Here is a 26,965-nt window from a genome sequence, read left to right on the forward strand (position 1 = left end):
CCACCTTGATTTTTGTAAATCCCATCCAAATTTCGGATATATGCAATGAAAACTGGTAAAGAACTGAAACCCGGTACAGTGATCCGTCTCGAAAACGACCCTTGGCTGGTTCAGAAAGCTGAGTTCACCAAGTCTGGTCGTAACAGCGCAATCATGAAGACCAAGCTGAAGAACCTGCTGACCGGTTACAAGACCGAGATCGTCTACAGCGCTGACGACAAACTGGACGACGTGATCCTCGACCGCAAGGAAGCGACCCTGTCCTTCATCAGCGGCGACACCTACACGTTCATGGACACCACCGACTACACCATGTACGAGCTGAACGCTGAAGATATCGAAGCCGTTCTGCCGTTCATCGAAGAAGGCATGGAAGACGTCTGCGAAGCGATTTTCTTCGAAGAGCGCCTGGTGTCCGTAGAGCTGCCGACTACCATCGTGCGTAAGGTTGCCTACACCGAAGGTTCCGCTCGCGGCGACACTTCGGGCAAGGTGATGAAGCCTGCCAAGCTGAGCAACGGTACCGAACTGCAAGTGGCCGATTTCATCGAAATCGACGACCTGATCGAGATCGACACCCGCGAAGGTGGTTCGTACAAAGGTCGCGCCAAGAAGTAATTCTGGCCCCGCCGGTACGCAAAAAGCCCGACCTGGTGTCGGGCTTTTTTGTGGGCGTCTGTTTATCAGACTGTTACATGCAAGCGCACATCCACGTTGCCACGGGTGGCGTTGGAATAAGGGCATACCTGGTGGGCGGCGTCGACCAGGCTTTGCGCATCCTCCTGGGCCAGGCCCGGCAGGCTGACGTGCAGGTCGATGTCCAGGCCGAAACCGCCGGGGATCTGACCGATGCCAACGTGGGCGGTGATAGAGGCGTCATCCGGGATTTTGCGTTTGGTCTGGCTGGCGACAAATTTCAGCGCCCCGATAAAGCAAGCGGAGTAGCCCGCGGCGAACAGTTGCTCCGGGTTGGTAGCCTGGCCACCAGCACCGCCCAGTTCCTTGGGGGTAGAGAGTTTGACGTCGAGGATGTTATCGCTGGAAACAGCGCGACCATCACGGCCGCCAGTGGCGGTGGCTACAGCGGTATAGAGCGTTTGCATGGGGCGTTCCTCTTTGATTGTTAGCGCTAAATATTTGCGCGCTAAGTAGTTGGTAGGGCCAATGTATAGCGCTAATGTTTTGCGCGCAAGATAAATGTTTTTGACTTGCTGAAATTTAATGTGGGAGGGCGCACCGCCCCTCCCACATTCAAGTGATTTGCTGTTTTCTAAATAGCGCTTTGCAGATTGCCGCGCAACGCGATCAGGTCGGCTTGCAGCTTGCGCAATTGCGCAAGCTGCATCCCGCTGGCGCCCAGGATGCATTGGGGCACATCCTTGGCCTTGCCCTGCAAGGCACGCCCGGCGTCGGTCAGCTCTACCACCACCACCCGCTCATCTTCGCGGCTACGGGTGCGGCTAAGCAGGCCCTCGGCTTCCAGGCGTTTGAGTAATGGCGTGAGTGAACCGGGGTCCGTCAGCAGGCGGCTGCTGATTTCGCTGACGGTCAAAGCATCCTCTTCCCACAGCACCATCATGGCCAGGTACTGCGGGTAGGTCAGGCCGAGCGCCTGGAGCAAGGGTTTGTACACCTTTGTCATCAGCAACGAGGTGGAATGCAAGGCGAAGCACAGCTGATTGTCCAGCAGCAGCGATTGGCAGGGATCAGGGTTTTTACTCATTGGGGTGCCTCGTAAAAGCGTGTCTGCGCTGGAATCTAGCGGGCAAATCTTTAATGCGCCAGGTAATTTTGCCTGGCGGGTCAGATCAGGCCGCTTTGCAAGGCCAAATCCCAAGGCGGCACTGGGCTGAAGCGCGACTTGAGGTATTCAAGGAGTAATCGGCTACGGGCGTTGGGTTGTTGTTCCAGGCGCAGCGCATAAATGCCGGCGGTCTCCGGGCTGGGCAGGCCGTTTTCACAAAACAGCGGCAGCAGCTCACCCCGTACCAGGTATTCACTGGCAAGCCAGGTAGGCAAATGCGCGATGCCCAGCCCCGCCAGCGCACCGCTGAGCAGGGCCTCAGCGTTGTTGGCGCTCAGGCGGATACGCCGCGGACGATAAGTGGTGCGGCGCCCGTCGTGCTCAAAGCGCCAGGCAAACATCGGCGCCAGGCCATCCCAGTCAAGGCCGTCATGCTCGCTCAGTTCTCGAGGATGGGTCGGTGTGCCGCGGCTCTTCAAGTAGGCCGGGCTGGCACAGGCGATACGCACGATGCTCGCCAGCGGGGTAGCGATCAACCGCGTGTCTACGATATGCCCGGCGCGCAGCACCAGGTCGACCTTGCCCAGGTGTGCGCCCTGCATATCGACAAAGCTGTCGATCAGGTGCAGGTGCACGTCCAGGCCCGGGTACACGTTCAAAAAATCCGCAATCACCGGTGCCAGGTGCCGTCGACCGAATGCCGCAGGTGCATCCACCCGGATCAAGCCTTCCGGCGCGTGGCTCAGGGACACTGCTTCCGCCCGCGCCAGTTGCAACTCACTGACGATCCGCCGGGCCCGTTCGGCAAAGGCCAAACCCGCCGGTGTCGGCAGCACCGCATGGGTGCTGCGCTGGAACAGCTGGCTGCCCACTGAGCTTTCCAGGCTGTCGATACGCCTAGCCACCGCGGAGGGCGTCAGCGGATGGCGCCGTGCGGCGGCGGAAAAGCTGCCGGTTTCCAATACGTCCAGAAACAGGCCCAGTTGTTCGGTGAGGGTATTGGGGTTCATTGGCTAGCGCTTGTGCGAGATTGGCATAGCCATTGTGCGTTGCTGTGCGTTTCCGCGCTAGAGCCGACTGCGTAGCATGCAAGGCTTGGGATGACGGAGTAGTGCGGTGTTGGATTTAGTGATGTACCTGATATTGGGCGCGGCCCTGGGCACGGTGGGTGGGCTGTTTGGCATTGGCGGCGGGCTGATTGCTATCCCGGTGCTGGGCGTGCTGTTCGGCCTGGATCAGCAGATCGCCCAGGGCACCGCCTTGGTCATGGTGGTGCCCAATGTGATGCTTGCCCTGTGGCGCTATCACCAGCGTAATCGCATCGAGTTGCGTCACGCCTTGCCATTGGGCGTGATGGGATTCTGCTTTGCCTGGCTGGGATCTATCTGGGCGGTGGGGCTGGATGCGGGCGCAATGCGTATCGGCTTTATTGCGTTCCTGGTGGCGTTGTCGGCCTACAATCTGCTGCGCATGTTCACCCGCAACGCACCGCCCACGGCGCAGATGCGCTATTCATGGCCGTGGCTTGGGGTATTGGGTGCGGCGTCCGGCTCCATGGGCGGATTATTCGGCGTGGGTGGCGCGGTGGTCGCCACGCCGGTACTCACCAGTGTGTTCGGCACCACCCAAGTGGTTGCCCAAGGCTTATCGTTGGCCTTGGCGCTGCCCAGCACCAGCGTGACCCTGGTCACTTATGCCTGGCACCACGAGGTGGACTGGATGATCGGCCTGCCACTGGCGGTAGGTGGCCTGCTCAGTATCAGTTGGGGTGTGAAAGTCGCGCACGCCATGCCGGAGCGCCTGTTGCGCGGCCTGTTCTGTGGTTTTTTAGTGGTGTGCGCGGTGATGCTGACCTTTAAAGTTTGAAGCCTTCAACGATGTACTCCGCCAGGCATTCCGTGATCGGCGACGTCATCTGCGGGTTGCGCAGCAAGCGCAGATTCATCGACGGCAGCGGGGGAAAGCCTTCTTCGCTGCCAAGCACTCGCAGGTCGTCGGTGATCAGGCTTTCCATGCTGACCATCGCCGCCAGGCCAGCACTGACCACCGCCTGGATCGCCGCGCCGTTGGAGCTGTGATAGGCCAGGCGATAATCCCGTCCGGCCGCATCCAGTGCGGCGCGTGCCCAATGGGTGTACAGGCAGTCATCGCCGGAAATCGCCAGTGGCAGGGCATCGTGCTCATCGACACAGAAGCACGGTGACGCAGCCCACACCATGCGTTCAGTGCGTAACAGCTCACCGATATCATTACCGGGCTCGCGGCTAATGACGGTCAGCGCCAGGTCCCGCCGTTGCATCAATACAGACGACGCCTCGCAGTGCATCTCAAGCTGAATCAGTGGGTAAGCTTTGGAAAACTGCTTCAGGATTCCCGGCAAAAAACGCATGACGTAGTCATCCGGCGTGCCGATGCGTACCAGCCCCACCATATGTGGCTCGCGCAGGGTATTGAACACCTCGCTGTGCAGTTTCAGGATGCGCCGCGCATACCCCAGCAGCACCTGGCCTTCGGGCGTGAGCCGCACTTGTCGGCCGTCACGCTCGAACAGCTTGCGCTGCAACACATCCTCCTCCAGGCGTTTCATCTGCATGCTCACCGCCGATTGAGTGCGGTTGACCAGCTCACCGGCGCGGGTAAAGCCGCCTTGGTCAGCAATGGCCACGAAGGTGCGTAGCACGTCAGTGTCGATACTCGGGTAGCCGGACAATGGATCAATCTCCGAGATGTATTGCATAAGAAACATTCGTTGGATTGATCATAGCGGCAGGCACACACTTTCGTCATCCCTACTGGAGGGCGAGAAGATGAAAGGTCAAAAAGGTTTTGTATTACTGAATAAGTGGTGGTTTGCCGGTCTGTTTAATAGGGTTGCGCGTTGGCAGTTGTTGCATCAAGAGCGCAATATGCTGGCGACGTTGAGCGATGACGCACTCAAGGATATCGGGCTCAACCGCGCCGACGTCGAGCAGGAAAGCCATCGGCATTTCTGGGAAGACCCGCTGCGAAAGTAAGCCAGGATGCAGTAGGGTAGGGGGCGAGCTTTTATGGAGATTGCCATGCCCGCCGACCTGTCCTTTTCACTCAAGCAAGCTCGACGCATGGCGCTGGCCGCCCAGGGTTTCTCGGGGCGCCAGGCGCCTGCCCAGATAAAAGCTGCGCACCTCAACCGGCTGATCGAACGCCTGGGCGTTATACAAATCGACTCGGTCAACGCATTGGTGCATTCCCACTACCTGCCGTTGTTCTCCCGCCTTGGCCAGTACACTCCGTTGCTCCTTGAGCAAGCAGCCTGGAGCCAGGGGCGGCGGCGTTCATTGTTCGAGTATTGGGGGCATGAGGCGTCGCTGTTGCCGATGGCGATGTACCCGCTGATGCGCTGGCGCATGGAGCGGGCCAGGCAAGGGCAGGGCATCTATGCGCAGATGGCGCGTTTTGGCCGTGAGCAGCAGGCGACTATTGGGCGTGTGTTGCACAGCGTCGAGCAACAGGGCGCCTTGGGTGCGGGCAGTTTGTCGACCCGAGAGGAGCGTGCTGGGCCCTGGTGGGATTGGAGTGATGAGAAGCACGCACTGGAATGGCTGTTCGCCGCCGGTTTGGTCACCGTCGCGGGGCGCCGAGGTTTTGAGCGACTGTATGATTTGCCGGAGCGTGTGATCCCGGGCGAGATTCTTCAAACGTCCATGAGCGAGGCTCAAGCCCAGCGCGGCTTGCTGATGCATAGCGCAACGGCGCTGGGTATCGCCACCGAAAAAGACCTGCGCGATTATTTCCGTCTCGACCCCGCGGACAGCCGCCCGCGCTTGGCCGAACTGGTCGAGGACGGGCAGTTGCTGACGTGCCAGGTGCAAGGCTTCAAGCAACCAGCGTACTGTCTGCCGGAGCCCAAAGTGCCACGCAAAGTGCCGGCGAGCGCCTTGCTGTCACCGTTCGATTCATTGATATGGGAGCGCAGCCGCACCGAGCGCCTGTTCGATTTCCGCTATCGACTGGAGATCTACACCCCGCAAGACAAGCGGGTGTATGGCTACTACGTGCTGCCGTTTTTGCACAATGAGCGGATCGCTGCGCGCGTCGACCTGCGCGCCGAGCGTGCCCACGGGCGGCTGGCGGTGCATGCAGTGCACGAAGAAGAATCGGGGCTGGATGACGAAGGCATGTTGGCGCTGGCCGTCAACCTGCGGCGAATGGCCGCCTGGCTGGGGCTGGAGCAGGTCCAGCTCAATTGCCAGCGACCCGATGCCGCCCGATTAAGGGCGGCGATGTTGATCAGCGTTTGACCTGTTTCAAGGTCTCGGCAATCAGAAACGCCAGCTCCAGCGACTGATCGGCATTCATCCGTGGGTCGCAATGGGTGTGATAGCGGTCCGACAGCCCGTCTTCGGTAATCGGCCGTGCGCCGCCGATGCATTCGGTGACGTTCTGCCCGGTCATCTCGATATGAATACCGCCGGCGTAGCTGCCTTCGGCGTGGTGCACCTGAAAGAACTCCTTCACTTCGCCGAGGATTTGCGCAAAGTCGCGGGTCTTGTAGCCGCTGCTGGCCTTGATGGTGTTGCCGTGCATCGGATCGGAGCTCCACAGCACCTGCTTGCCCTCGCGCTGTACGGCGCGGATCAGGTTGGGCAAGTGGTCGCCGACTTTGCCTGCGCCCATGCGCGCAATCAGGTTGAGGCGACCAGGGTCATTGTTCGGGTTAAGGATATCAATCAGGCGGATCAGATCGTCCGGGTTCATGCTCGGCCCGACTTTCACGCCGATCGGGTTGTTCACCCCGCGCAGGAATTCGACGTGGGCGCCGTCCAACTGGCGTGTACGGTCGCCGATCCACAGCATATGGGCCGAGCAGTCGTAGTAGTCGTTGGTCAGGCTGTCGCGACGCACGAAGGCTTGTTCATAGTTGAGCAGCAACGCTTCGTGGGCGGTGAAGAAGCTGGTTTCGCGCAATTGCGGCGAGCTGTCCATGCCACAGGCGCGCATGAAGGCCAGGGTCTCGTCGATGCGGTCGGCCAGTTGGCTGTACTTCTCGGCCAGGGCTGAGTTGGCGATAAAGTCCAGGTTCCACTTGTGCACCTGGTGCAGGTCGGCGAACCCCCCTTGGGCAAACGCGCGTAGCAGGTTGAGGGTGGCGGTGGACTGGTGGTAGGACTGCAACAGGCGGTCCGGGTCCGGCACACGGCTTTTTTCATCGAAGCCGATGCCGTTGACGATGTCGCCACGGTAGGCAGGCAGGGTGATACCGTCGATGGTCTCATCGTTGGACGAGCGCGGTTTGGCAAACTGGCCGGCCATGCGTCCGACTTTCACCACCGGGCAACCGGCAGCGAAGGTCATGACAATCGCCATCTGCAGCAGCACCTTGAAGGTGTCGCGGATTTTTGCCGCGGAGAACTCGGCAAAACTCTCGGCACAATCGCCACCTTGCAGGAGGAAGGCGCGGCCTTGGGTCACTTCGGCAAACTGGCGACGCAACTCACGGGCTTCCCCGGCAAACACCAGCGGCGGGTAGCTGGCCAGGTTCTGCTCCACCTGCAACAGGTGTGCAGCGTCCGGATACTGGGGTTGTTGCTGGATTGGCAGGGCGCGCCAGCTGTCGGGGCTCCAAGGTTGGCTCATCATGAACTCGATTGGGTGATTGACGGATAACGCTGATGTTATCAGCAATTAGTGCGTGACCTGTTGCTGCCGGTTGGCCGACAATCGCGCCTTTGCCAAGCGGTAACCCCTTAGGAGTAGTGATGACCGAGGAGCGTGTCGAGCGCCTGCTGGCCGAAGTCCATGATGATTTCGGCATGATCCGTGTGCTCGAAGTAGCCGATTACCGCTTTCTCGAATTCGGCGACGCCATCGAGCAAAGCTGCGTGTTCACCGCCGACCCTAGCTGGTTGGAGTATGACTATACCCGGGCCATGTTGATCGGTGCGCTGTGCCATGAGCAGCCGGAGAGCGCGTTGTTCCTCGGTTTGGGCGCGGGCACGTTGACCCAGGCATGCCTCAGGTTTCTGCCTTTGGAAGACGTCGAGGCCATTGAACTGCGCCCTGATGTACCGCGCCTGGCCATCGAATACCTGGGGCTCGATGACGACCCGCGCTTGTACATTCGAGTGGGGGACGCCCTGCAATTGCTCGATACCGCTGAATCGGCCGACCTGATCTTCGTCGACCTCTACACCGATGTCGGCCCCGGTGTGGGGCATCTGGCCTGGACCTTTCTGGAAAGCTGCCAGAAGAAACTCAACCCCGGCGGCTGGCTGGTGATCAACCAGTGGGCCACCGATGATGGTAAACCGCTGGGCGCGGCATTGCTGCGTGGGTTGTATCACCGACACTACTGGGAGCTGCCGGTGAAGGAGGGCAATGTGATTCTGCTGGTGCCTTCCGAGCTGGATCAGGAACTGGACCTCGATGCCCTGTCAGCCCGCGCCGAAGCCTTGGCGCCGCGATTGGGGTACTCGTTGCAGCCGTTGATCAAGGCTATTCGGCCGGCGACCTAGTTGTGTGCTCCGGCGCGATCGGGAGCAAGCCCCCTCCCACATTCGACCGCATTTCAGATCCGTTTACACGTACACATGTGGGAGGGGGCTTGCCCCCGATCGCGTCGGTATTGCCAACTCAAATCCCCTTGAACACCCCCGGTCGCTTCTCGATCATCGCCCGCACACCTTCCTTGGCATCCTCGCTGTTGAGCAATTTATCCACCATGGGCGGCAGGGCGACGGCTGCGACAGCTTCGCCTTCCATACGCGCCAGACGCGCCGACATCAACGTCGCCTGCACGCCAAGCGGCGCCTGACGAGCAATGCGGTTGGCCAGTTCGATGGCGCGGGGCAACAGGTCTTCACTGGCCATTACTTCCTGTACCAGGCCCAGGCGCAGGGCTTCATGGGCGTCGAACTCGTCTCCGGTAAGCAGCCAGCGCATCGCATTGCCCCAGCCCGCGATCTGGTGCAAGCGCATTGTCGCGCCGCCAAACGGAAAGATCCCACGTTGCACTTCCATCTGTGCAAAGCGTGTATTGCTGGCGCAGAGGTTGATATCCGCCGCCAGCATCAACTCGATACCAATGGTCAGGCAGTAGCCCTGGGCCGCGACGATCACCGGTTTGCTGACCCTGGGCCCTGCGAATACGCCCCAGGGATCGCACCCGCCCAGCGGCGGTTGCCAGCCGCCCGCCATCACGCCGCTGACATTGGCCAAGTCCAGCCCCGCCGTGAAGTGATCGCCGTGGGCAAATACCACGGCCACCCGGGCGTCATCGTTTCGATCAAATTCGCCATAGGCCAGGCTCAGCTCATTGAGTAAATCCAGATCGAAGGCATTGCGTTTGGCCACGCGGTCCAGGCCCAGCAACAGAACATGGCCCTCAAGTGCACGGCTGACGCGGCTACTGCTGGCTTGTTTCATCGGGTGTGCCCTCGGGCGCGGGTAGGGTTTCAGACCGAAGGGCCTGAGTGGGTGGGTGAACCGTTTAAGCTTGATGACCAGCAGGGCCGGGCCTTTGAAAAATAGACCCTGGCGCACAGATCTGCAAAGCCCGCGACGCAGCGCGGTTTATCAGTGCGCTGCGATAAAAAAAGCTCCCTTTTTCAGCTATTTCCGGTATAGTGCGCGCCGGCCTTTAACCGGGCCGCGTTTAGGTAGCGCAATTCCCCGAAGTCAGCTTCGGCTGCACGTCCGCACAGCGGACTCTCCCTTGACGAATCTTTTTCATTCATTCGTTTTCGCAAATCCCCGCCGACAAAGCAGCCAGGGCGACTCTTGAGTCTCAACACGGCATGCGCAGCTTTGGAGCATGGGTCTTTGCGGATGCACTTAGAGGCAGACCCATGACCCAGGAAACCGGCGGCTTCGCCGCTTTTAATCTTAACCCGAACATTCTCGCCGCTGTCATCGCGACTGGCTACGAAGAACCTTCGGCTATTCAGCAGCAATCGATCCCGATCATCATGGCCGGCCAGGACATGATTGGCCAGGCGCAAACCGGTACCGGTAAAACCGCCGCGTTCGCCCTGCCTATTTTGCATTGCATCGATCCTGCCAAGCGCGAGCCGCAAGCCCTGATCCTGGCGCCAACCCGAGAGTTGGCGCTGCAAGTAGCAACCGCTTTTGAAACCTACGCCAAGCAAATGCCAGGCGTAACCGTTGTGGCCGTTTACGGCGGCGCGCCGATGGGCCCACAACTCAAGGCTATCCGTAACGGCGCACAGGTCGTTGTCGCCACCCCGGGCCGTCTGTGCGACCACCTGCGTCGTGACGAGAAAGTCCTGTCGACCGTGAACCACCTGGTTCTGGACGAAGCTGACGAAATGTTGAAGCTGGGCTTTATGGATGACCTGGAAGTCATCTTCAAGGCACTGCCACCGACCCGTCAGACCGTATTGTTCTCGGCTACCCTGCCGCAGTCGATCCGTGCCATTGCCGAACGCCACCTGCGCGATCCGCAACACGTGAAGATCCAGACCAAGACCCAGACCGTTACCGCGATCGAACAGGCTCACCTGTTGGTTCACGCTGACCAGAAGACCTCGGCTGTATTGAGCCTGCTGGAAGTCGAAGACTTCGACGCCCTGATCATGTTCGTGCGCACCAAGCAAGCGACCCTGGACCTGGCCAGTGCCCTGGAAGCCAAAGGCTACAAAGCCGCTGCGCTGAACGGTGACATCGCCCAGAACCAACGTGAGCGCGTGATCGACTCCCTCAAGGATGGCCGTCTGGACATCGTTGTGGCGACCGACGTTGCTGCCCGTGGCCTCGACGTTCCACGTATCACCCACGTGTTCAACGTTGACATGCCGTACGATCCAGAGTCCTACGTTCACCGTATCGGCCGTACCGGCCGTGCGGGTCGCGAAGGTCGTGCACTGCTGCTGGTGACTCCGCGCGAGCGCCGCATGCTGCAAGTGATCGAGCGTGTCACCGGTCAGAAAGTTGCCGAAGTACGCCTGCCGGATGCCCAGGCCGTTCTTGATGCTCGCATCAAGAAATTGACCAACAGCCTGGCGCCATTGGTGGCTGACGCTGAATCGACCCACGGCGACCTGCTGGACCGCCTGACCGCCGATATCGGTTGCACCCCGCGTGCCCTGGCTGCAGCCCTGCTGCGCAAAGCGACCAATGGTCAAGCCCTGACCCTGGCTGCCATCGAGAAAGAGCGCCCACTGGTACCGAACAACGCCCCGCGCGGTGATCGTCCAGAGCGTTCCGGCGACCGTCCAGAACGTGGCGATCGTGAGCGTCGTGCTCCGGTTCCATTGGCTGAAGGTCGTGCTCGTTGCCGTACCGCGCTGGGTGCGCGTGACGGTATCGCTGCCAAGAACCTGCTGGGCGCTATCCTCAACGAGGGTGGCCTGGCGCGTGAAGCCATCGGTCGCATCCAGGTACGTGACAGCTTCTCCCTGGTGGAGCTGCCGGAGGATGGCCTGGAAAAACTGCTGGCCAAGCTCAAAGACACTCGCGTTGCCGGTAAGCAGCTCAAACTGCGTCGCTACCGCGAAGATTGATCCGCCTCTGGGCTGATTGATCGCACATAAAAAATCCCCGACTGGTTCGGGGATTTTTTTTGCCTGGGATTTCAGGCTGTGCATCTGCGTTAGCCAAAGCGGTAGATGTCCATGCCCAAGGCGCCGAGGGTGAAGCCCTGATGTGCCACGCTGAAATCACCGCCGGCACCCCGCGCAAAGTACAGCGGCAACAAATGCTCGTCGCTGGGGTGGCTGCGCACTGCATGGGGCGCCAGGAGGCGATAGTCATGCAAGGCTGTTTCGTCACCGGCAGCGAGTTTTTCGACCACCCAGTCGCGAAAGGCTAGCGCCCATGGCGTGATGGTTTCCGGCCCGGCGCGCCAGTCCAGCTCACCGAGATTATGGGTGATGCTGCCGGAGCCGATCAGTAGCACACCTTGATCGCGCAGGCTGCAGAGGGCGTGTCCAACCCGGGTTTGAAAAGCCGGGCCCATGCGGCTTGGCAGGGAGACTTGCACCACCGGAATATCCGCCGCCGGGTACATCAGCGACAGGGGCACCCATGTACCATGGTCGAAGGGCCGTTGGTTGTCGAGGCGTGCAGTCAGGCCGTCAGCCTGCAATAACTCGACAATTTCATTTGCCAGCTGTGGATCACCCGGCGCAGGGTATTGCACCGCAAACAGTTCGCGAGGGAAGCCGCCGAAGTCGTGCCAGGTTTCGGGCGCGGCGCTGCCACTCACCAGTAACTCGTGGCTTTCCCAATGCGCCGATACCACCACAATCGCCTTGGGCCGTGGCAACGCGGCTGCCAGGGCCTGCAGCGCCGGGCCGCTGGCACCGGGTTGCAGGGCCAGCATCGGGGAGCCATGGGAGATAAACAGGCTGGGGAGCATAAGAGGGGTCCTGAAGAATAATATGGCGCTATCTTCATTCAGATCATTAATCGAGATCTAATATAAGATTTAGTGTCTTTTGATCGATTTTTTCAAGGTGATGCATGGACGCAAAAATTTGGCAGGAACGCTGGGCAACCAATCAGATCGGTTTTCATCAGTCCGACGTTAATCCTTACTTGCAGCGGCATTGGTCAACGTTGGGCCTGGCTGATGGTGCCAGGGTTTTCGTGCCTTTGTGTGGCAAGAGCCTGGACATGAAGTGGTTGGCGGATCGCGGGCATCGCGTGATGGGTGTGGAGGTGTCTGATCAAGCCGTTGAGGCGTTCTTCAGCGAGCAGGGGCTTACGCCGCAGATCGATCAGAGAGGCGTGTTCAAGGTGTATCAGGCGGGTCTGGTCGAAGTGTGGTGCGGTGACTTCTTCGCCCTTGACTCAAGTGCAGTGGCTGATTGCACAGCGCTGTATGACCGTGCGTCACTGATCGCCTTGCCGCAGCCAATGCGCTCGCGATACACCGAGCATCTCGATACCCTGCTGACCCCCGTCTGTGAGGGGTTGTTGATCACTGTCGACTACGACCAGGCACAAAGGGCTGGCCCGCCTTTCGCCGTCCCGGATGAGGAAGTGCAGTCGTTGCTGGGCCCGCACTGGAATGTGGTCACGCTGCAAGAGCGGGACATTTTGAGTGAAAGCAGCAAATTCAAGGCGGACGGCGTTACTCGGCTTGATGAGCGTGTTTATCGGCTGACCAGGCGGTAAATCACGTCCACGAAAAAGGGGCGATTCAATCGCCCCTTTTTTGTCTTGCCTGGGTTATCAGCCCCGACGACGCAGTGCGTCGATCCGCTCTTCCAGCGGCGGGTGGCTCATGAACAGGCGAGCCATGCCCTGTTTGATGCCACCGTTGATGCCAAAGGCCGTCAGGCTGTCCGGCATATGCACCGGCAGGCCCTGTTCGGAGCGCAAGCGTTGCAGCGCGCCGATCATTGCGCTGGTGCCCGCCAGGCGTGCGCCGGCTTCATCTGCGCGGAACTCGCGTTTGCGCGAGAACCACATGGTGATCGCGCTGGCCAGGAAGCCCAGCACCAACTCGGCGAAGATGGTCGCCACGAAGTAGGCAATGCCGCGACCTTCTTCGTTCTTGAAGATGACCTTGTCGACAAAGTTGCCGATGATCCGCGCAAAGAACATCACGAAGGTGTTCACTACGCCCTGTACCAGCGCGAGGGTGACCATGTCGCCGTTGGCCACGTGACCGATCTCGTGGGCCAGCACCGCCTTGACTTCATCGGGCGAAAAACGCTCCAGCAAGCCCTGGCTTACGGCCACCAGCGCGTCGTTCTTGTTCCAGCCGGTGGCGAAGGCGTTGGCCTCATAGGCAGGGAAAATCCCCACTTCGGGCATTTTGATGCCTGCTTCTTGAGATAGCTGCTCCACGGTTTGCATCAGCCATTGTTCATGGCGAGTGCGAGGTTGAGTGATGACCTGGGTGCTGGTACTCATCTTCGCCATCCACTTGGAGATGAACAGCGAAAACAGCGAGCCGGCAAAACCAAAGACCGCACAGAAAACCAACAGCTGATTGAGGTTCAGGTCAACCCCGTTGGCCGCCATGAACCCGTTGAAGCCGAACAGGCTCAGGGTGATGCTGGCAATCAGCACGACCGCCAGGTTAGTGGCCAAGAACAGCAGGATGCGCATCATGGTTGTAGGGTTCTCCTCATGCTTAATATGTCGCGTACTGCGGGGTATATAAGGTGCCGCATGGGGTGATTCAACCGAGCGACTATTTCAAACTGTGTCCTACAGCGTGAACGTAAGGCCCTGAAGGGATTTTCCGACCTGTATTGTCGGCCATGACCGGCGTAAGTTTGCCTTGCCGCCCCGTGATTACAGGGGGCACGCCTCGGGCAGGGGCTGAGTGAACTACCACCGCGCGTAAGCGAGAAAGAAGTGTTGCCAGATAATCGCTGTACGACCCAATGTGAGTCGTACAGCGTCAATTTCCTTACTGGCGATAGGACTTCAGGAAGTTGCCGATGCGACCGATGGCCATTTCCAGGTCATCCACACGTGGCAAAGTCACCACGCGGAAGTGATCCGGCCATGGCCAGTTGAACGCAGTGCCCTGGACCACCAGCAGCTTTTCCGACAGTAGCAGGTCGAGCACGAACTTCTCGTCGTTGAGAATCGGGCAGACTTTCGGGTCGATCCGCGGGAACGCATACAACGCGCCCATAGGCTTCACACAGCTCACACCGGGGATCGCGTTGAGCAACTCCCAGGTGCGGTTGCGCTGCTCCAGCAGGCGACCCTGGGGCAAGATCAGGTCATTGATGCTCTGGTAGCCGCCGAGGGCGGTCTGGATGGCGTGCTGGCTCGGCACGTTGGCACACAGGCGCATGTTGGCCAGCATGTCGATGCCTTCGATGTAGCTCTGGGCATTATGCTTGGGGCCGGAAATGGCGATCCATCCGGAGCGGAAGCCCGCCACGCGATACGACTTGGACAGGCCGTTGAAGGTCAGGCATAGCAGGTCCGGAGCCAGGGAGGCGGTGCATATGTGAACGGCGTCATCGTAGAGGATCTTGTCGTAGATCTCGTCGGAGAACACTACCAGGTTGTGCTGGCGTGCCAGTTCAAGCATGCCCAGCAGCACTTCCTTGGAGTACACGGCGCCGGTAGGGTTGTTCGGATTGATGATCACCAGCGCCTTGGTGTTGGGGGTGATCTTGGCCTTGATGTCGGCCAGGTCCGGAAACCAGTCGGCGCCTTCATCACACAGGTAATGCACCGGATGGCCGCCAGCCAGGGTCACGGCAGCGGTCCAGAGCGGATAGTCCGGTGCCGGCACCAGCACTTCATCGCCATTGTTGAGCAGCGCCTGCATCGACATCACGATCAGCTCGGACACGCCGTTGCCCAGGTAGATGTCCTCGATGCCGACACCTTCGACCTGCTTCTGCTGGTAGTACTGCATTACCGCCTTGCGTGCACTGAACAGGCCCTTGGAGTCGCTGTAGCCTTGGGCGGTCGGCAGGTTGCGGATCACGTCCTGGAGGATTTCGTCCGGCGCTTCGAAACCAAACGGCGCCGGGTTGCCAATGTTCAACTTGAGGATGCGATGGCCTTCCTCTTCCAGGCGCTTGGCGTGCTTGAGCACTGGGCCGCGAATGTCGTAGCAGACGTTGGCGAGCTTGTTCGATTTGCTGACCTGCATGGCGATGTGATCCTGAAAATGAACGATTCAGACGGCGTAGGCACTACCGTAGGGTGAATCCTGCGCGGTTCGCCCCCATAAATACGTTTGAATGCCGATGGCGCGGGTGCCAGACTGGCGTTTTGAAGAGGCGCAATCATACGTGCCGCCTGATCCATGGAAAAGACACAGATCAGGGTTTTTCAGTTGCCGAGGTGTACCGATGGAAAAGTTGCAGAAAACCGTTGATGAGTGGAAGGCCATGCTCGACCCTGAGCAGTACAACGTGTGCCGCCTCAAGGGCACCGAGCGGCCTTTCAGCGGCAAGTACAACGGCACCAGGACCGACGGCGTGTATCACTGCATCTGCTGTAATGAGCCGCTGTTCGATTCGACCACCAAGTTTGATTCCGGCTGCGGCTGGCCGAGCTTCTACGCGCCGATTGCCGACAGCGCGATGATCGAAATTCGTGACGTCAGCCACGGCATGATTCGTACCGAAGTCACCTGCGCCAAGTGCGACGCACACCTGGGGCATGTGTTCCCGGACGGGCCGCCGCCGACGGGCCTGCGCTACTGCATCAACTCGGTGTGCCTGGACCTGGTGCCGCGCTCGGCTTGAAGCGATAAACAGGCCCGAATGCCAGTCGGTCAAGCGTACGCGTATCACTTCTTCCCCTGAATTGAGGCATTGCCATGAGCGACTCCCTGCTGAGCATCCCTTGCACCACCATCAAGGGTGAGCAAAAGACCCTGGCCGATTTCGCCGGCAAGGCCATTTTGGTGGTCAACACCGCCAGCAAATGTGGCTTCACCCCCCAGTACAAGGGCCTGGAGCAACTTTGGCAGCGCTACAAGGACCAGGGGCTGGTGGTGCTGGGGTTTCCCTGCAACCAGTTCGGCAAGCAGGAACCGGGTAACGAAGGCGCGATAGCCGAGTTCTGCGAGCTGAACTTCGGTGTCAGTTTTCCGCTGTTCAAGAAGGTCGACGTCAATGGCAGCGATGCCCACCCATTGTTCGTACAGTTGAAAAAGCAGGCCCCGGGGCTGCTGGGCTCCAAGAATATCAAGTGGAACTTCACCAAGTTCCTCATCGGCCCCGACGGCAAGCAGGTCAAGCGATTTGCGCCAACGACCAAGCCACAGGACCTGAGCCAGGAGATCGAAGCCTTGCTCAAATGACCACGATAGTGCGGGCGCAGCCTCAGAGGCTTGTCGTCGTCGGTACCCACAACTCCAGCAGCGCATGGAGCTCTTCGCGGCGAAACGGCTTGGCCAGGTAATCGTTCATGCCCGCCGCCCGGCAACGCTCGCGCTCTTCGGACAGGGCATTGGCGGTCAAGGCGACAATGGGCAGGTCTGGCCAGCGCCCGCTACGGCGAATTTGCCGGCTGGCCTCGTAGCCATCCATCACCGGCATGTTGCAGTCCATCAGCACCATATCGAAGCGCTGGTCCTCAAGCAGCTTGAGCGCTTCCCCACCATGGGCAGCCACAATCACCTCACACCCCAGCTTGCTGAGCATCCCCTTGGCCACCAGTTGATTGACCGCGTTGTCCTCCACCAACAAGATGCGCGCGCGGTGAGCCAGCGGCGCGGCTTCCATCTGGATCGGGTCGAGGATCGGTTGCGTGCTGCTGCGCAGGTTGCGTTGCAGGATCTGGTACAGCGCGTTACGGCTCAATGGGCGTGCTTGTTGCTGCAGCGGTGCCAGCGCCGCGACTTCTTCACTGGGCATGAAGTTGCCATAGGCGGTGACCAGCAGAATCGGCGCGCTGATTGCCGGGCGCAAGCGGAACAAGCATTCAGGGCAGTCGGTAATCAACAGGTCAGGGGCCAGTGCGCTCAAATCATCGTCTTGGGAATAGCACCTTGGTGTCAGCCCCCAAGAGGGCAGCAGGGTGGTGAGCAGCTCTGTCAACCCGCCACCGGCATGGGTGATGGCGATTACATCACCTGTGAGCGGTGTATAGCGCGTGGCAGGTAAATGGGTCGGTAGCGGGAGGTCGGCGCAGAACTGGCTGCCAAAGCCCACCTCCGAGCTGATACTCAAGCGGCCTTGCATGGCTTCACACAGATTGTGCGTCAAGGCCAGTCCCAAACCCGTACCGCCAAAGACGGGTGATGCCCGCACCGGCCTGGGTGAAGGGTTGGAAGATTTTCACCTGGGCTTCCTGGGCGATACCGATGCCGGTATCACAGACTTCAATATTGACCCTGCCTTCCAGGGCACGCAGGCGCACATCGACCCGGCCGAAGCGCGTGAACTTCAAGGCATTGGAAAGCAGATTACTGACGATTTGCCGCACCCGGGTCGGGTCGCCGATGACCTGGGCGGGAAACTGTGGATCAATCAGGCACGTCAGCTCGACACTCGGCGCCGCATTCTGCGACAGCAGGTTGGCAGTGTCTTCCACCAGTGAGCCCAGGTCGAAGGGGATATGTTCCAGTTCCAGTTGGCCGGCATCGAACTTGGACAGATCGAGAATATCGTTGAGCAATTCGACCAGCACTTTGCCCGAGTCATGGGCGATCGACAGTTGCTGGCGCTGCTCGGCATTCAGTGGGCTGTCGAGCGACAGTGCAATCATCCCCAGCAGGCCATTGAGCGGCGTACGGATTTCATGGCTCATATTGGCCAGGAACGCGGCCCGTGCCTGTGCCATCCCCAGCGCGGTCATCCTGGCTGCTTCCAGTTCATCATTGGATTGGCTCAAGCGTTGGTTGCTGGCCTTGAGTTCAAGGGTGCGCGCCGAAACGATATTTTCCAATTGGCCCAGGTATTCGGTGAGGCGGTCCTCGGCGTGACGCCGCTGATGGATCTCGGTTTCCATGTTTTCAAATTGCTGGTTGGCGACGTCGACCAATACGCCGATTTCGTCGTGCTCATGCCCCGGCGGGCAATCCAGGCGTGCCTGTTTGCGGGTACTCAACTCTCGGATAATACGTACCAGCGGTTGCGTGAGCATTACGTAGAATAAGCCCAGCAAGATCCCGGTCAGCAGCAGGCTGCGGGTAAATCCGTTGAGCAGGGTGATCTCGGCGCGATGCAGGAAACGGCTGCCAAAGGCATAGGTATCGACGTCGAGGCGCAATACGCCGAGGGATTCGTTGGGCATATGGTTGAGAAACAGTCGGTCCTCGAACTGACGATTGGCGCCAAACAGAAAATCGCTGACCGGGCGATAGTTGCTTTCTTTGCGCGGGCGGTTGACGTCGGCCAGCACCGCGCCATTGTTGTCGATCAGCTGCGCACGGGTGATGGCAGGGGAGTGCAGCAGGCCCAGGGTCAGCTCCTGGGCGAGTTCGGCATCGATGTTGTAGGCGATACGCGACGCGGGGTTATGGCTGATTTCAATCAGTGAGCGTATTTCACGGTTGATGGATGCGTCTTCACTGGCATAATCAATGCCGATTTGGATCAGACTGAGCAAGGTTCCCAACACGAAACCGACCAGCACAGTCAATCTGGCTTGTTTATAAGACAAGCGGTGGGCGAACTTGATATCCATCGAGTGTTGAACCACTTCACGTTTCCTTTCGCCCGGCAAGCATAGCTGAACATCCCCAAGCTTCTGCTTGCCGGGCACGAATCGTTTTTTGACGCAGCCTCATGCGGTCTGCCGCAGGGTTGCCAATACGCCATCTTTTACAAGAACTTGCCAGAGGAATAATCATGGATTCTCGATTGAATGCCTTCCTTGAGCGGGCCGACGCCGTACTTGCTCGCCTGGAACCCTTATTGCCGGCCCCGCGCCAAGCCATCGACTGGCGCCAATGCCTGGCCGCTCGTTGGCAGCGCGAAGGTCGCAGTGGCTTCCTGTTGCCGCTGGAAGTGAGCCTGGATATGCGCTTGTCGGACCTGATTGGCGTCGACAAGCAACGTGAACAACTGGCGCGTAATACCCAGCAGTTCCTCGATGGCCTGCCCGCCAACCATGCGCTGCTGTGGGGTTCTCGCGGCACCGGCAAGTCTTCCATGGTGCGCGCCTTGCTGGCTCAGCACGCCACGGCGGGTCTGCGCTTGATCGAAATCGAACGCGACCACCTGGCCGACCTGCCGCGCGTGGTCGAACAGTTGATAAAACTGCCGCAGCGCTTCATTTTGTTTTGCGATGACCTCTCGTTCGAAGCCGGCGAAGGCGATTATCGCGTGCTCAAAAGCGTGCTGGACGGCTCCCTGGAGCAGGCGCCCGAAAACGTGCTGCTGTATGCCACGTCCAACCGCCGTCATCTGGTGCCGGAGAACCAGAGCGACAACGACAACTGGAAACGTGTGGATGGCGAGTTGCACCCGAGCGAGGCGGTAGAGGACAAGATTGCCTTGTCGGACCGTTTTGGCTTGTGGCTGTCGTTCTATCCGTTTTCCCAGGAGCATTTCCTGGATGTGGTGGAACACTGGATCGGCGAGTTGGCCGGCAAGGCCGGCTTGCAGTGGCAGCGCGATGAGCAGCTTGATGTACTCGCGGTGCGCTGGGCCACAGGGCGCGGTAACCGCAATGGCCGTTGTGCCTATCAGTTTGCCCGTTACTGGGTAGGTCTTAAATTGCTGGAACGTCAACCATGATCGATTTGCAACAGGCCGGCAGCGGTCTTGATGGCTACGCCATGCTGTGTGCACAACTGGAGTCATTGCTGGCGGATGAGCGTGACTTTATTGCCAACAGTGCACAGTTTTCTGCGTTTCTGTTCAACCAGCTCGATGACCTGAACTGGGCAGGCTTTTACCTTAATCGCAATGAAGAACTGGTGCTTGGGCCGTTCCAGGGTCAGATAGCCTGCGTACGTATCCCGTTCGGCCGTGGCGTATGTGGCGCTGCTGCGGCTTCACGACAAACCCAGCGAGTAGAGGATGTGCATGCGTTCCCAGGCCATATCGCCTGTGACAGCGCCTCGAACAGTGAGTTGGTGGTGCCATTGGTCAAAGACGGTCAGCTGATTGGCGTGCTTGACCTCGACAGTCCCTCGCTGGCCCGTTTTACACCTCAGGACCAGGCAGGGATTGAACGGCTGGCGGCGATTTTCCTGCGGCTGACCGACTGCTGAACCTGGGAGCCACGGCAGAGGAGTGCAGGAGCGAGTGACTCGCTCCTGCCGTTGCGGGCTCGGGCGTTTATTGGCCTTGCAGCTCGGCCAGTTGAATCTGCAGCATCCTCTCCAGTTCCAGCATGAGATGCTCCAGCGCCTTGATGCCGGTTTCAATGGTTGCCCACTCTTCATTGCGAGCGCAGGTTTGCTCCAGCGCTTCGCATTGCCCAGCCAATGAATGGGCCTGAACGATACGGGCAGCGCCCTTGATTTTGTGGGCTTGTTCAATGATCTCGGGGGGGTGGGCCTGCCGGTTCAACAGCGTGACAAGCGCCTGACGGTCGTCACGGCTGCTGCTCAGCAGCTCCTCCAGCAGGCGTCGACTCAATTGCGGGTCGCCGCCGGTCAACGCTTGCAGGCACTCGAGGTTCAGGCGCTGGTTCGCAGGTTTGGGAGCGATTTGCGCCAGTTGCCGTTCCAGTACGGTCAGGCTGATGGGCTTGAACAGGCAGTCATCCATGCCGGCCTGCACGCAACGTTGTCTTTCCTCTGGCTGGGCGTTGGCAGTAAAGCCCAGCACCACACAAGGTACCAATTGCTCGCGTTGCTCATATTCACGGATTGAACGGCTCAGCTCATAGCCATTCATGATGGGCATGTTGCAATCGGCGATCACCAGGTCGAAATGCTCCTTGCGCCAGGCCTGGAACCCTGCAGCACCGTGCTCGGCGGCAGTGAATTGATGACCCAGGTAGCCCAGTTGCTGGCACATCAGCAGGCGGTTCGCCGGGTGGTCGTCTACCACCAGTACATTCAGCACCCGAGTGGCGGCCGGTGCTTCAGGCTGTTGCTCACCCACCACCGTGATCGTTTGCAGGCGGGGTACGCTCAGGTTGACGTGCACCTGGGTACCTACCATGGGCACGCTGCTCAGGCTCAACTGGCCGCCCATCATGGCGCACAGGCTGCGGCAGATCACCAGCCCCAGCCCCGCGCCGCTCCTGGCCAGTTGACCGGAATTGTCCGCTTGGGCAAAGGGTTCGAACAGACGCAGTTGATCCTCCCTGCTGATGCCGATGCCGGTGTCTTCCACCACCAGCTTCAGCTCGATCTGCTCCGGTGCCTGGGTCGGCTGTACTTCCACTTTGATCTTCACCTGGCCTTGCTCGGTGAACTTGATCGCGTTGCTCACCAGGTTCGACAGTACTTGCTTGAAGCGCAGAGGGTCTATCAGCACTTCGATATCGTTCAGGTCGGGCTTGAATTCCAGCAGCAGGCTGAGGGTTTTCTGGCGTGCCAGACCGTCGAAGACACGCACCACCGACTCAATCACCTCGCGCAGGTTGACGCGCTCCGGCGCCAGGCTGAGACGGCCGGACTCGATACGCGCGATGTCCAGGATGTCACCGATCAACTCCAGCAGATCCTTGGCCGAGTTGTACGCCACTTCGATGGCTGGGCGGTCGAGATGCCCTTGATCGGCGCGCTTGAGCGTCAGTTCGAGCATTCCGATCACGGCGTTCATGGGCGTACGGATCTCGTGGCTCATGGTGGCAAGGAACGTGCTCTTGGCGCGATTGGCCTCATCGGCCCGCTCTTTGGCGGCGCGTAGCTCATCAAACAACTCGCGTCGGTCGCTGATGTCGATCCAGCCGCCGATGATGCCCTGGACTTCGCCTGTGGAGTCGCGGTACGGCAGGATCCAGTGATAGATCGTCAGTTTGCGCTCGTGGATATGCAATGTGCGATCCAGGATCAGCGGAATGCCCTCGGCCACTACGCGCAGATAGTCGGCATGGTATTGCGCCGCCTCCGACTCCAGGGCCATGCTCATCTGGGTGACGCTTTTGCCGATCACGTCTTCGCGTTTGACGTCGAATACCTGCAGGTAGCTGTCGTTGCAGGTTTGCAGCAGGCCGTTGCGGTCACGCACGTAGATCGGATGGGGGGTTTCATTGACCAGCGCACGCATGAATTCGAATTGGTCGTTCAGGGCCCGTTCGGCCATTTTGCGGTGTTTTATCTGGCGCCGCATGTAGGCGTTCCAGGTCAGGGAAATCAGTAGCAACAGCCCGGTACCGATGATGATTCGAGATATCAATTGATGGTAGTTGCGCCAGTAGCTGTCGGACGCGGCGGTGTAACCCCGCCAACGACTGTTGATCACGCCCATTTCATCCGGGGCGATGCTGAGCAGCGCCTTGTCGAGGATCGAGCTCAGTTCCGTGGCGTGGCGCGATGTCGCCAGGGTATAAGTTGCCGGCGTAGTGCCAATGCTGGCGCTGATCTGCAGCTTGTCCTGAAAAGCCTTGGAAGACAGCAGGTAGTTGGCGATCACCAGTGTGCTCACTGCGCCATCCACTTGGCCCTGTGCGAGTAACTCCGATGCCCTGAAAGTATCACTGGTTTCGACCAGGTGAACCTGGGGGAAATCGTTGGTCAAGGTCTCGATCAAGGGGTTGCCCTGGGTTATCGCCAGGCGCTTTCCTGCCATTTGTGCGATGTTCGCGGGTGGCCCTGGCTCCTTGCGTGTCAACAATACGTAGGAGTTTTCCAGGTAGGGTCGGCTGAAATTGAGCTGCGAGTCCCTTGTGTTGCTCGGCACAATGGCCCCGATCATATCGACCTTCTGGCTGGTGACCTGATCGATCATCGCGTTGACATCACGCCCGCGTACAATCGAAAAGCGTAGGCCGGTGCGCAGGCGAATCAGCTCCAGGAGATCGGCGGTAATGCCGCGAAAGTTGCCGTCCGCATCGAAGAACGTGAGAGGCGCGAAGGTTTCATTGACGATCACCTTGACCACCGGATGCTCTTTAAGCCAGCGCTCTTCGCGTTGGGTCAGTTGCAATTTCTTGTCGGTGAGCAGGATATCGCTGCCGGCGCTCCAGCGTTTGGCGATGCTGTCTCGTTCGGTGATGGGGACCGCAGCCAGGACCGCGTCGACAATGCTCAGCAGCACGCGGTTATCTTCACGCATGGCGAAGCTGAAACCATAAGCCTCATGCTTGCCGAAATTGGCCATGCGGATGTTTTTGAGATAACCCTTGTTGATCATGTAGTGGGTGGAAATGGTGTCACCCAGAAACACATCCGCCTGGTCGAAGGCCACCGCATTCAAGGCGTTCTGATAAGACGGATAGGCGCGGATGATGGCCTTGGGGTACAGCTTTTCTACCTCATTGAGCGGCAGGTAATGGTAGACAAGGCTCAAGCGCAGCCCGTCCAGGCCCTCGTTGAGGCTACGGGTTTCTCCCTCGCGGGTGACCAGTACCGGTTGGTCCACGGCGTAGGGTTCAGAGAGGATAAGGTTCGGTGTCGCAGCCTCAAAACCGTTGGATGAGCCCAACAAGTCGATTTCCCCGGTTTCCAAGGCTCGAATGGCTGCATCCCGGGACGGGTAGCGCATTACGTTGACCGGCAAGGAGAGTGCTTTGGCCAACAACCCCGCGTAATCGGCGGTCAGCCCTTCATAATCATAGCCGCTGGACGTCAGGTCGAATGGCGGGTAATCGGGCGCGGAGGTGCCCAGCACCAGTTCGCGTTTGTTCTGTAGCCACTGGTGCTGAGCCTTGTCAAAATGAGTGCCGAGTTGAACGGCTCCCGCACGACTCAATAAGGTGAAGCGTTCCGGGTTTGTTTGGTGCTCTGCGAGCACGGCAGTGCTGAAGTACAGACCGGCACTCAATATAATCAGATAGTCCTTTATACGCCTGGGCATCCGCTTTCTCACACTAGCGCGTTTCGTTTTGCCATCTCGATGAGTTCTACCAAGGATTTGGCTTTGAGTTTTTGCATTAACCTCTTTTTATAAGTACTGACAGTCTTGTTGCTCAAAAACATGCCTTTGGCTATTTCCTTGTTAGTGCGGCCTTGTGCAAAAAGTTGCAAGACCATCAGCTCCCGGTCATTGACTGTCTTGAACAGTTCCAGTTCTTGTACATCCAGGCCTTCCGTTCCGGGGCCGTTCAACGCCTGGCTGGGGAAGTAGTTGTAACCGGACAGGACCGCACGGATGGCGCTCAGCAACTCGCTCAAGTCCCCTTCCTTGCACACATAGCCCTCGGCACCCGAGCGCATGCATCGCGTGGCAAACAGCGTAGGGCATTGCGCCGTGAGCACGAGGGTTTTCATCGAGGTGTTCATGGCGTTGAATCGGCAGAGCACCTCAAGGCCGTCGAGTTTCGGGATGCTGATGTCGAGAATCACCAGGTCTGGAAGGCATTCGCGGACCATCTGTATCGCATCGCACCCATTGTCTGTTTCGCCGACGACCTTGTAACCCTCATGCTCCAGTAACATTCGAATGGCAAGCCGGATTACCGGGTGGTCATCGATAATAAAAACTGAGTTCATAATCACATTCCATGCTGGTGCAAATAAAGCGGGCACATTAGCTCAGAAGATGAGGGCTCAGCATGAAGCTCACAGGGAGTAAATGCAAAACAGGAAAGTTCCTACGTTTAATAAGGCAAAAGCCTACAAGTTGTTAGGGGGGCGTTACAGGGTATATCAACAATTTGAAGGTGGTTGCGCCAATAAACGGGGCCTTGGATTTTACGACGGGCCTTATAGTGTTTTTCATTGAAAATGATGTTTAAGTTCCTACATGAGAGAGTTAAAAATTAACCTATTAGCCTTTCCAGCTCATCTTTGTTCAAGGGCTTGGACAAATAGCCAAGCAGTGGAAGACGTCGTTGCAAGGCTTGCCTGCTCAGGTTGATCAATTCCTGTGTGGGTAAGCCGCTTAACAGAATGGCGCCAGTGATGAAGCGCTGGCGGTTGGCGATTTCGATCAGTTCAAGCCCCGGCAGGTCAGGCAGGCATTGGTCACACAGCATCAGGTCGAAGGGGTGTTCGGACCGACTCATCGTGTGTATGGCCTGCTCGGCATTTTCCACAGGTGTCAGTTGCTCGAAGCCGAAGCTTTTGAGCAGGCACTGGGTGGCCAGAAGTTGAAAAGGGTGATCCTCCACCAAAAGAATACGAAGAGAGTGTCTGGGCATAAAAGTGCACACAGTGATGCAAGCGTCGATGGGGGCGGTAGGAATTGCGCGGCTGGCCCGTTAGGAGCGTGCGTGATTATTCTTCGGGTGCCTGTACGAATTCGATCAGGCCGCTCTGTTCCCATCGTAGGGCGATTCGTTTCAGGGAACGGGCGGCTTGATCGGATCGTTATTGAGGGCTGGAGCGCCCGGTCATCTCCCGTGCCATTTCAGTGGCGTAGCTGTCGGTCATACCGGCGATGAAGTCGATCATCCGCAGGAATGAGGCGTGCAGCGGCCAGGCCGGATCCGGCGCGCTATTGCCGAGCAAGTCCAGAATGCGCCGATTCTTGAATGACGGCGTGCGCCCGCCATGTTGTTCAAGGGCCGCGCCGCAGAAGGCGTTCAGCAGGATTTCCAGGGTGGTGTAGGCGCCGATTTCGTGCAGTGTCTTGCGCTTGTCCTGGAAGATCTTCTTGCGCGCCATGTCCTTGGCATCCAGCACACAGCGCTTCGCCGGCCCGTGCATATGCTCGACCAGATCGCCCGGCAGCGTGCCGGCGAGCAGGGCGTCCTGCTGTTCGACAAAGGCCTGCGCCGCTGCATTGGTCAGGTGCTCAATCGCTTTGCCGCGCAAGATCGCCAGCTTGCGGCGCCGAGAGTCAAGCGGGCCCAATTGGCGGTACGTCTGCGGCAAGTCATCGCCCACCAGATCAAGCAACAGCGATTCGACTTCGGCGTACTGCAGCAGCTCCATTTCCAGGCCGTCTTCCAGGTCGATCAGCGCATAGCAGATGTCGTCGGCCGCTTCCATCAGGTATACGAGCGGGTGACGGGCCCAGCGTTGCTCTTCAAGCTGGGGAAGGCCGAGCTTATGGGCGATTTGCTCCAGAATCGGCAGCTCGCTCTGGTAACAGCCGAACTTGTGCTTCTTGTAGCCCAGCGAGTCGGCGTGGCGGGCGGTCCAGGGGTACTTGAGGTACGTCCCCAAGGTGGCGTAGGTCAGCCGCGTGCCGCCGTCGAACTGATGGTATTCAAGTTGGGTCAGTACCCGAAAGCCCTGGGCATTGCCTTCGAAGTTGAGAAAGTCATTGCGTTCGGCGCTGCTCATGTCGTCCAACCAGCCGCGCCCGGCGGCCTGTTGGAACCAGTGGCGAATGGCATCCTCGCCGGAGTGCCCGAACGGCGGGTTACCGATATCGTGGGCAAGGCAAGCCGATTGCACCACCATGCCCAGGTCACTCGGGTCGCACCAGTCGGGCAGGGCGCCGCGCAACGTTTCACCCACGCGCATACCCAGGGAGCGGCCGACGCAACTGACTTCCAGCGAATGGGTCAGGCGCGTGTGGATATGGTCGTTGCTCGATACCGGATGCACCTGGGTCTTGCGGCCCAGGCGCCGGAACGCGCCGGAGAAAATAATACGGTCGTGGTCTTTGTGAAAGGGGCTGCGGCCCAGTTCTTCAGGGCTGTGCAGAGGTTTTCCCAGGCGTTCGCGGTTCAGCAGGGTGGGCCAATCCAAGGCAACTACTCTCCGTTCGGTGAATGACATCCGCCAGCTTCCCGTTTCCGGCGTGGCGGAGCAAGCAAAAATCTACAGGTCGGCGGTGCGGGCGAAAAAAGGCCCGGCACCCGTTGACGAGGGCCGGG

At 59.2% G+C, this 26,965-nt stretch carries 24 protein-coding genes and 1 pseudogene; 11 read left to right on the forward strand and 14 right to left on the reverse strand.

The features are described 5' to 3' along the window. The first annotated feature begins 45 nt into the window (after positions 1 to 45). A complete protein-coding gene (locus tag J1G33_RS16015) occupies positions 46 to 618 on the forward strand; it encodes an elongation factor P (RefSeq protein WP_003172723.1) in 573 nt (190 codons plus the stop codon). 65 nt (positions 619 to 683) lie between these two features. Here J1G33_RS16015 and J1G33_RS16020 read toward each other — a convergent pair whose 3' ends face one another. The 3 genes from J1G33_RS16020 to J1G33_RS16030 all read right to left on the reverse strand — a co-directional run bounded on the left by J1G33_RS16020 (position 684) and on the right by J1G33_RS16030 (position 2,754). Continuing rightward, the gene (locus J1G33_RS16020; protein WP_005786430.1) at positions 684 to 1,103 is read right to left on the reverse strand and encodes an organic hydroperoxide resistance protein; all 420 of its coding nucleotides are present in this window, start codon (positions 1,101 to 1,103) and stop codon (positions 684 to 686) included. Between the two features lie 167 nt (positions 1,104 to 1,270). Beyond that, on the reverse strand, positions 1,271 to 1,723 hold the full coding sequence (locus J1G33_RS16025; RefSeq protein ID WP_223018397.1) for a MarR family transcriptional regulator: 453 nt from the start codon (positions 1,721 to 1,723) through the stop codon (positions 1,271 to 1,273). A gap of 80 nt (positions 1,724 to 1,803) precedes the next feature. Beyond that, positions 1,804 to 2,754 carry a LysR family transcriptional regulator gene (locus J1G33_RS16030; protein WP_005786433.1) on the reverse strand — a complete coding sequence of 317 codons (951 nt, stop codon included), beginning with the start codon at positions 2,752 to 2,754 and terminating at the stop codon, positions 1,804 to 1,806. Between the two features lie 106 nt (positions 2,755 to 2,860). Between J1G33_RS16030 and J1G33_RS16035 the strand changes: the two genes are divergently transcribed. Beyond that, the gene (locus tag J1G33_RS16035) at positions 2,861 to 3,610 is read left to right on the forward strand and encodes a sulfite exporter TauE/SafE family protein (RefSeq protein ID WP_032877131.1); all 750 of its coding nucleotides are present in this window, start codon (positions 2,861 to 2,863) and stop codon (positions 3,608 to 3,610) included. Here J1G33_RS16035 and J1G33_RS16040 read toward each other — a convergent pair. After that, on the reverse strand, positions 3,600 to 4,481 hold the full coding sequence (locus tag J1G33_RS16040; RefSeq protein ID WP_005786436.1) for a LysR family transcriptional regulator: 882 nt from the start codon (positions 4,479 to 4,481) through the stop codon (positions 3,600 to 3,602). The two genes, J1G33_RS16035 and J1G33_RS16040, sit on opposite strands and share 11 nt — an antisense overlap. A gap of 70 nt (positions 4,482 to 4,551) precedes the next feature. On the opposite strand from J1G33_RS16040, the gene J1G33_RS16045 reads away from it, so the two are divergent. Further along, the gene (locus J1G33_RS16045) at positions 4,552 to 4,758 is read left to right on the forward strand and encodes a DUF1127 domain-containing protein (RefSeq protein WP_032877129.1); all 207 of its coding nucleotides are present in this window, start codon (positions 4,552 to 4,554) and stop codon (positions 4,756 to 4,758) included. A gap of 45 nt (positions 4,759 to 4,803) precedes the next feature. Next, on the forward strand, positions 4,804 to 6,024 hold the full coding sequence (locus tag J1G33_RS16050) for a winged helix-turn-helix domain-containing protein (RefSeq protein WP_223018398.1): 1,221 nt from the start codon (positions 4,804 to 4,806) through the stop codon (positions 6,022 to 6,024). On the opposite strand, the gene J1G33_RS16055 is transcribed toward J1G33_RS16050, so the two are convergent. Further along, positions 6,014 to 7,360 (reverse strand): 3-deoxy-7-phosphoheptulonate synthase class II, encoded by a 1,347-nt coding sequence (locus J1G33_RS16055; protein WP_032877128.1) that lies wholly within the window; start codon positions 7,358 to 7,360, stop codon positions 6,014 to 6,016. The two genes, J1G33_RS16050 and J1G33_RS16055, sit on opposite strands and share 11 nt — an antisense overlap. A 122-nt stretch (positions 7,361 to 7,482) precedes the next feature. Here J1G33_RS16055 and J1G33_RS16060 point away from each other — a divergent pair, with 122 nt between their 5' ends. Then, positions 7,483 to 8,238 carry a spermidine synthase gene (locus J1G33_RS16060; RefSeq protein ID WP_005786442.1) on the forward strand — a complete coding sequence of 252 codons (756 nt, stop codon included), beginning with the start codon at positions 7,483 to 7,485 and terminating at the stop codon, positions 8,236 to 8,238. A gap of 118 nt (positions 8,239 to 8,356) precedes the next feature. Here the strand turns inward: J1G33_RS16060 and J1G33_RS16065 are convergent, their stop codons facing one another. Then, positions 8,357 to 9,148 (reverse strand): crotonase/enoyl-CoA hydratase family protein, encoded by a 792-nt coding sequence (locus J1G33_RS16065; protein WP_223018399.1) that lies wholly within the window; start codon positions 9,146 to 9,148, stop codon positions 8,357 to 8,359. Between the two features lie 422 nt (positions 9,149 to 9,570). On the opposite strand from J1G33_RS16065, the gene J1G33_RS16070 reads away from it, so the two are divergent. Next, entirely contained in the window at positions 9,571 to 11,244 is a 1,674-nt protein-coding gene (locus J1G33_RS16070) for a DEAD/DEAH box helicase (protein WP_223018400.1), read from the forward strand. Positions 11,245 to 11,333: 89 nt separating this feature from the next. Here J1G33_RS16070 and J1G33_RS16075 read toward each other — a convergent pair whose 3' ends face one another. After that, positions 11,334 to 12,101, reverse strand: a complete 768-nt coding sequence (locus J1G33_RS16075; protein ID WP_223018401.1) for a class III extradiol ring-cleavage dioxygenase — start codon at positions 12,099 to 12,101, stop codon at positions 11,334 to 11,336. A gap of 104 nt (positions 12,102 to 12,205) precedes the next feature. Between J1G33_RS16075 and J1G33_RS16080 the strand changes: the two genes are divergently transcribed. Beyond that, entirely contained in the window at positions 12,206 to 12,862 is a 657-nt protein-coding gene (locus J1G33_RS16080) for a thiopurine S-methyltransferase (protein ID WP_223018402.1), read from the forward strand. Between the two features lie 57 nt (positions 12,863 to 12,919). Here the strand turns inward: J1G33_RS16080 and htpX are convergent, their stop codons facing one another. Both htpX and J1G33_RS16090 read right to left on the reverse strand, forming a co-directional pair. After that, positions 12,920 to 13,807 (reverse strand): protease HtpX, encoded by an 888-nt coding sequence (htpX, locus tag J1G33_RS16085; RefSeq protein WP_005786451.1) that lies wholly within the window; start codon positions 13,805 to 13,807, stop codon positions 12,920 to 12,922. Between the two features lie 304 nt (positions 13,808 to 14,111). Next, positions 14,112 to 15,323 (reverse strand): pyridoxal phosphate-dependent aminotransferase, encoded by a 1,212-nt coding sequence (locus J1G33_RS16090; RefSeq protein WP_003189906.1) that lies wholly within the window; start codon positions 15,321 to 15,323, stop codon positions 14,112 to 14,114. A 202-nt stretch (positions 15,324 to 15,525) separates the two neighbouring features. Here J1G33_RS16090 and msrB point away from each other — a divergent pair, with 202 nt between their 5' ends. Both msrB and J1G33_RS16100 read left to right on the forward strand, forming a co-directional pair. Next, on the forward strand, positions 15,526 to 15,924 hold the full coding sequence (gene msrB / locus J1G33_RS16095; RefSeq protein ID WP_005786454.1) for a peptide-methionine (R)-S-oxide reductase MsrB: 399 nt from the start codon (positions 15,526 to 15,528) through the stop codon (positions 15,922 to 15,924). Between the two features lie 74 nt (positions 15,925 to 15,998). Next, the gene (locus tag J1G33_RS16100) at positions 15,999 to 16,484 is read left to right on the forward strand and encodes a glutathione peroxidase (protein WP_005786456.1); all 486 of its coding nucleotides are present in this window, start codon (positions 15,999 to 16,001) and stop codon (positions 16,482 to 16,484) included. A gap of 22 nt (positions 16,485 to 16,506) precedes the next feature. Here the strand turns inward: J1G33_RS16100 and J1G33_RS16105 are convergent. Beyond that, a pseudogene (locus J1G33_RS16105) lies at positions 16,507 to 18,814 on the reverse strand (response regulator). A gap of 164 nt (positions 18,815 to 18,978) precedes the next feature. Between J1G33_RS16105 and J1G33_RS16110 the strand changes: the two are divergent. Further along, positions 18,979 to 19,869: an ATP-binding protein gene (locus J1G33_RS16110; RefSeq protein ID WP_032877123.1), complete on the forward strand. Its 891-nt coding sequence runs from the start codon at positions 18,979 to 18,981 to the stop codon at positions 19,867 to 19,869. Beyond that, positions 19,866 to 20,348 (forward strand): GAF domain-containing protein, encoded by a 483-nt coding sequence (locus tag J1G33_RS16115; protein ID WP_032877122.1) that lies wholly within the window; start codon positions 19,866 to 19,868, stop codon positions 20,346 to 20,348. The genes J1G33_RS16110 and J1G33_RS16115 overlap by 4 nt, the downstream gene beginning before the upstream one ends. Positions 20,349 to 20,415: 67 nt before the next feature. Here J1G33_RS16115 and J1G33_RS16120 read toward each other — a convergent pair whose 3' ends face one another. The 4 genes from J1G33_RS16120 to J1G33_RS16135 all read right to left on the reverse strand — a co-directional run bounded on the left by J1G33_RS16120 (position 20,416) and on the right by J1G33_RS16135 (position 26,837). Next, a complete protein-coding gene (locus tag J1G33_RS16120; protein WP_078820706.1) occupies positions 20,416 to 24,051 on the reverse strand; it encodes a transporter substrate-binding domain-containing protein in 3,636 nt (1,211 codons plus the stop codon). A gap of 8 nt (positions 24,052 to 24,059) precedes the next feature. Beyond that, a complete protein-coding gene (locus tag J1G33_RS16125) occupies positions 24,060 to 24,686 on the reverse strand; it encodes a response regulator transcription factor (protein WP_005786466.1) in 627 nt (208 codons plus the stop codon). Positions 24,687 to 24,955: 269 nt separating this feature from the next. Next, positions 24,956 to 25,336, reverse strand: coding sequence for a response regulator (locus tag J1G33_RS16130; RefSeq protein WP_032877121.1), 381 nt, complete (start codon positions 25,334 to 25,336; stop codon positions 24,956 to 24,958). A gap of 169 nt (positions 25,337 to 25,505) precedes the next feature. Next, on the reverse strand, positions 25,506 to 26,837 hold the full coding sequence (locus J1G33_RS16135; RefSeq protein ID WP_005786469.1) for a deoxyguanosinetriphosphate triphosphohydrolase: 1,332 nt from the start codon (positions 26,835 to 26,837) through the stop codon (positions 25,506 to 25,508). Positions 26,838 to 26,965 lie beyond the last annotated feature (128 nt).

It is taken from the genome of Pseudomonas sp. P867, from assembly GCF_019891455.1.
Lineage (GTDB): Bacteria > Pseudomonadota > Gammaproteobacteria > Pseudomonadales > Pseudomonadaceae > Aquipseudomonas > Aquipseudomonas synxantha_A.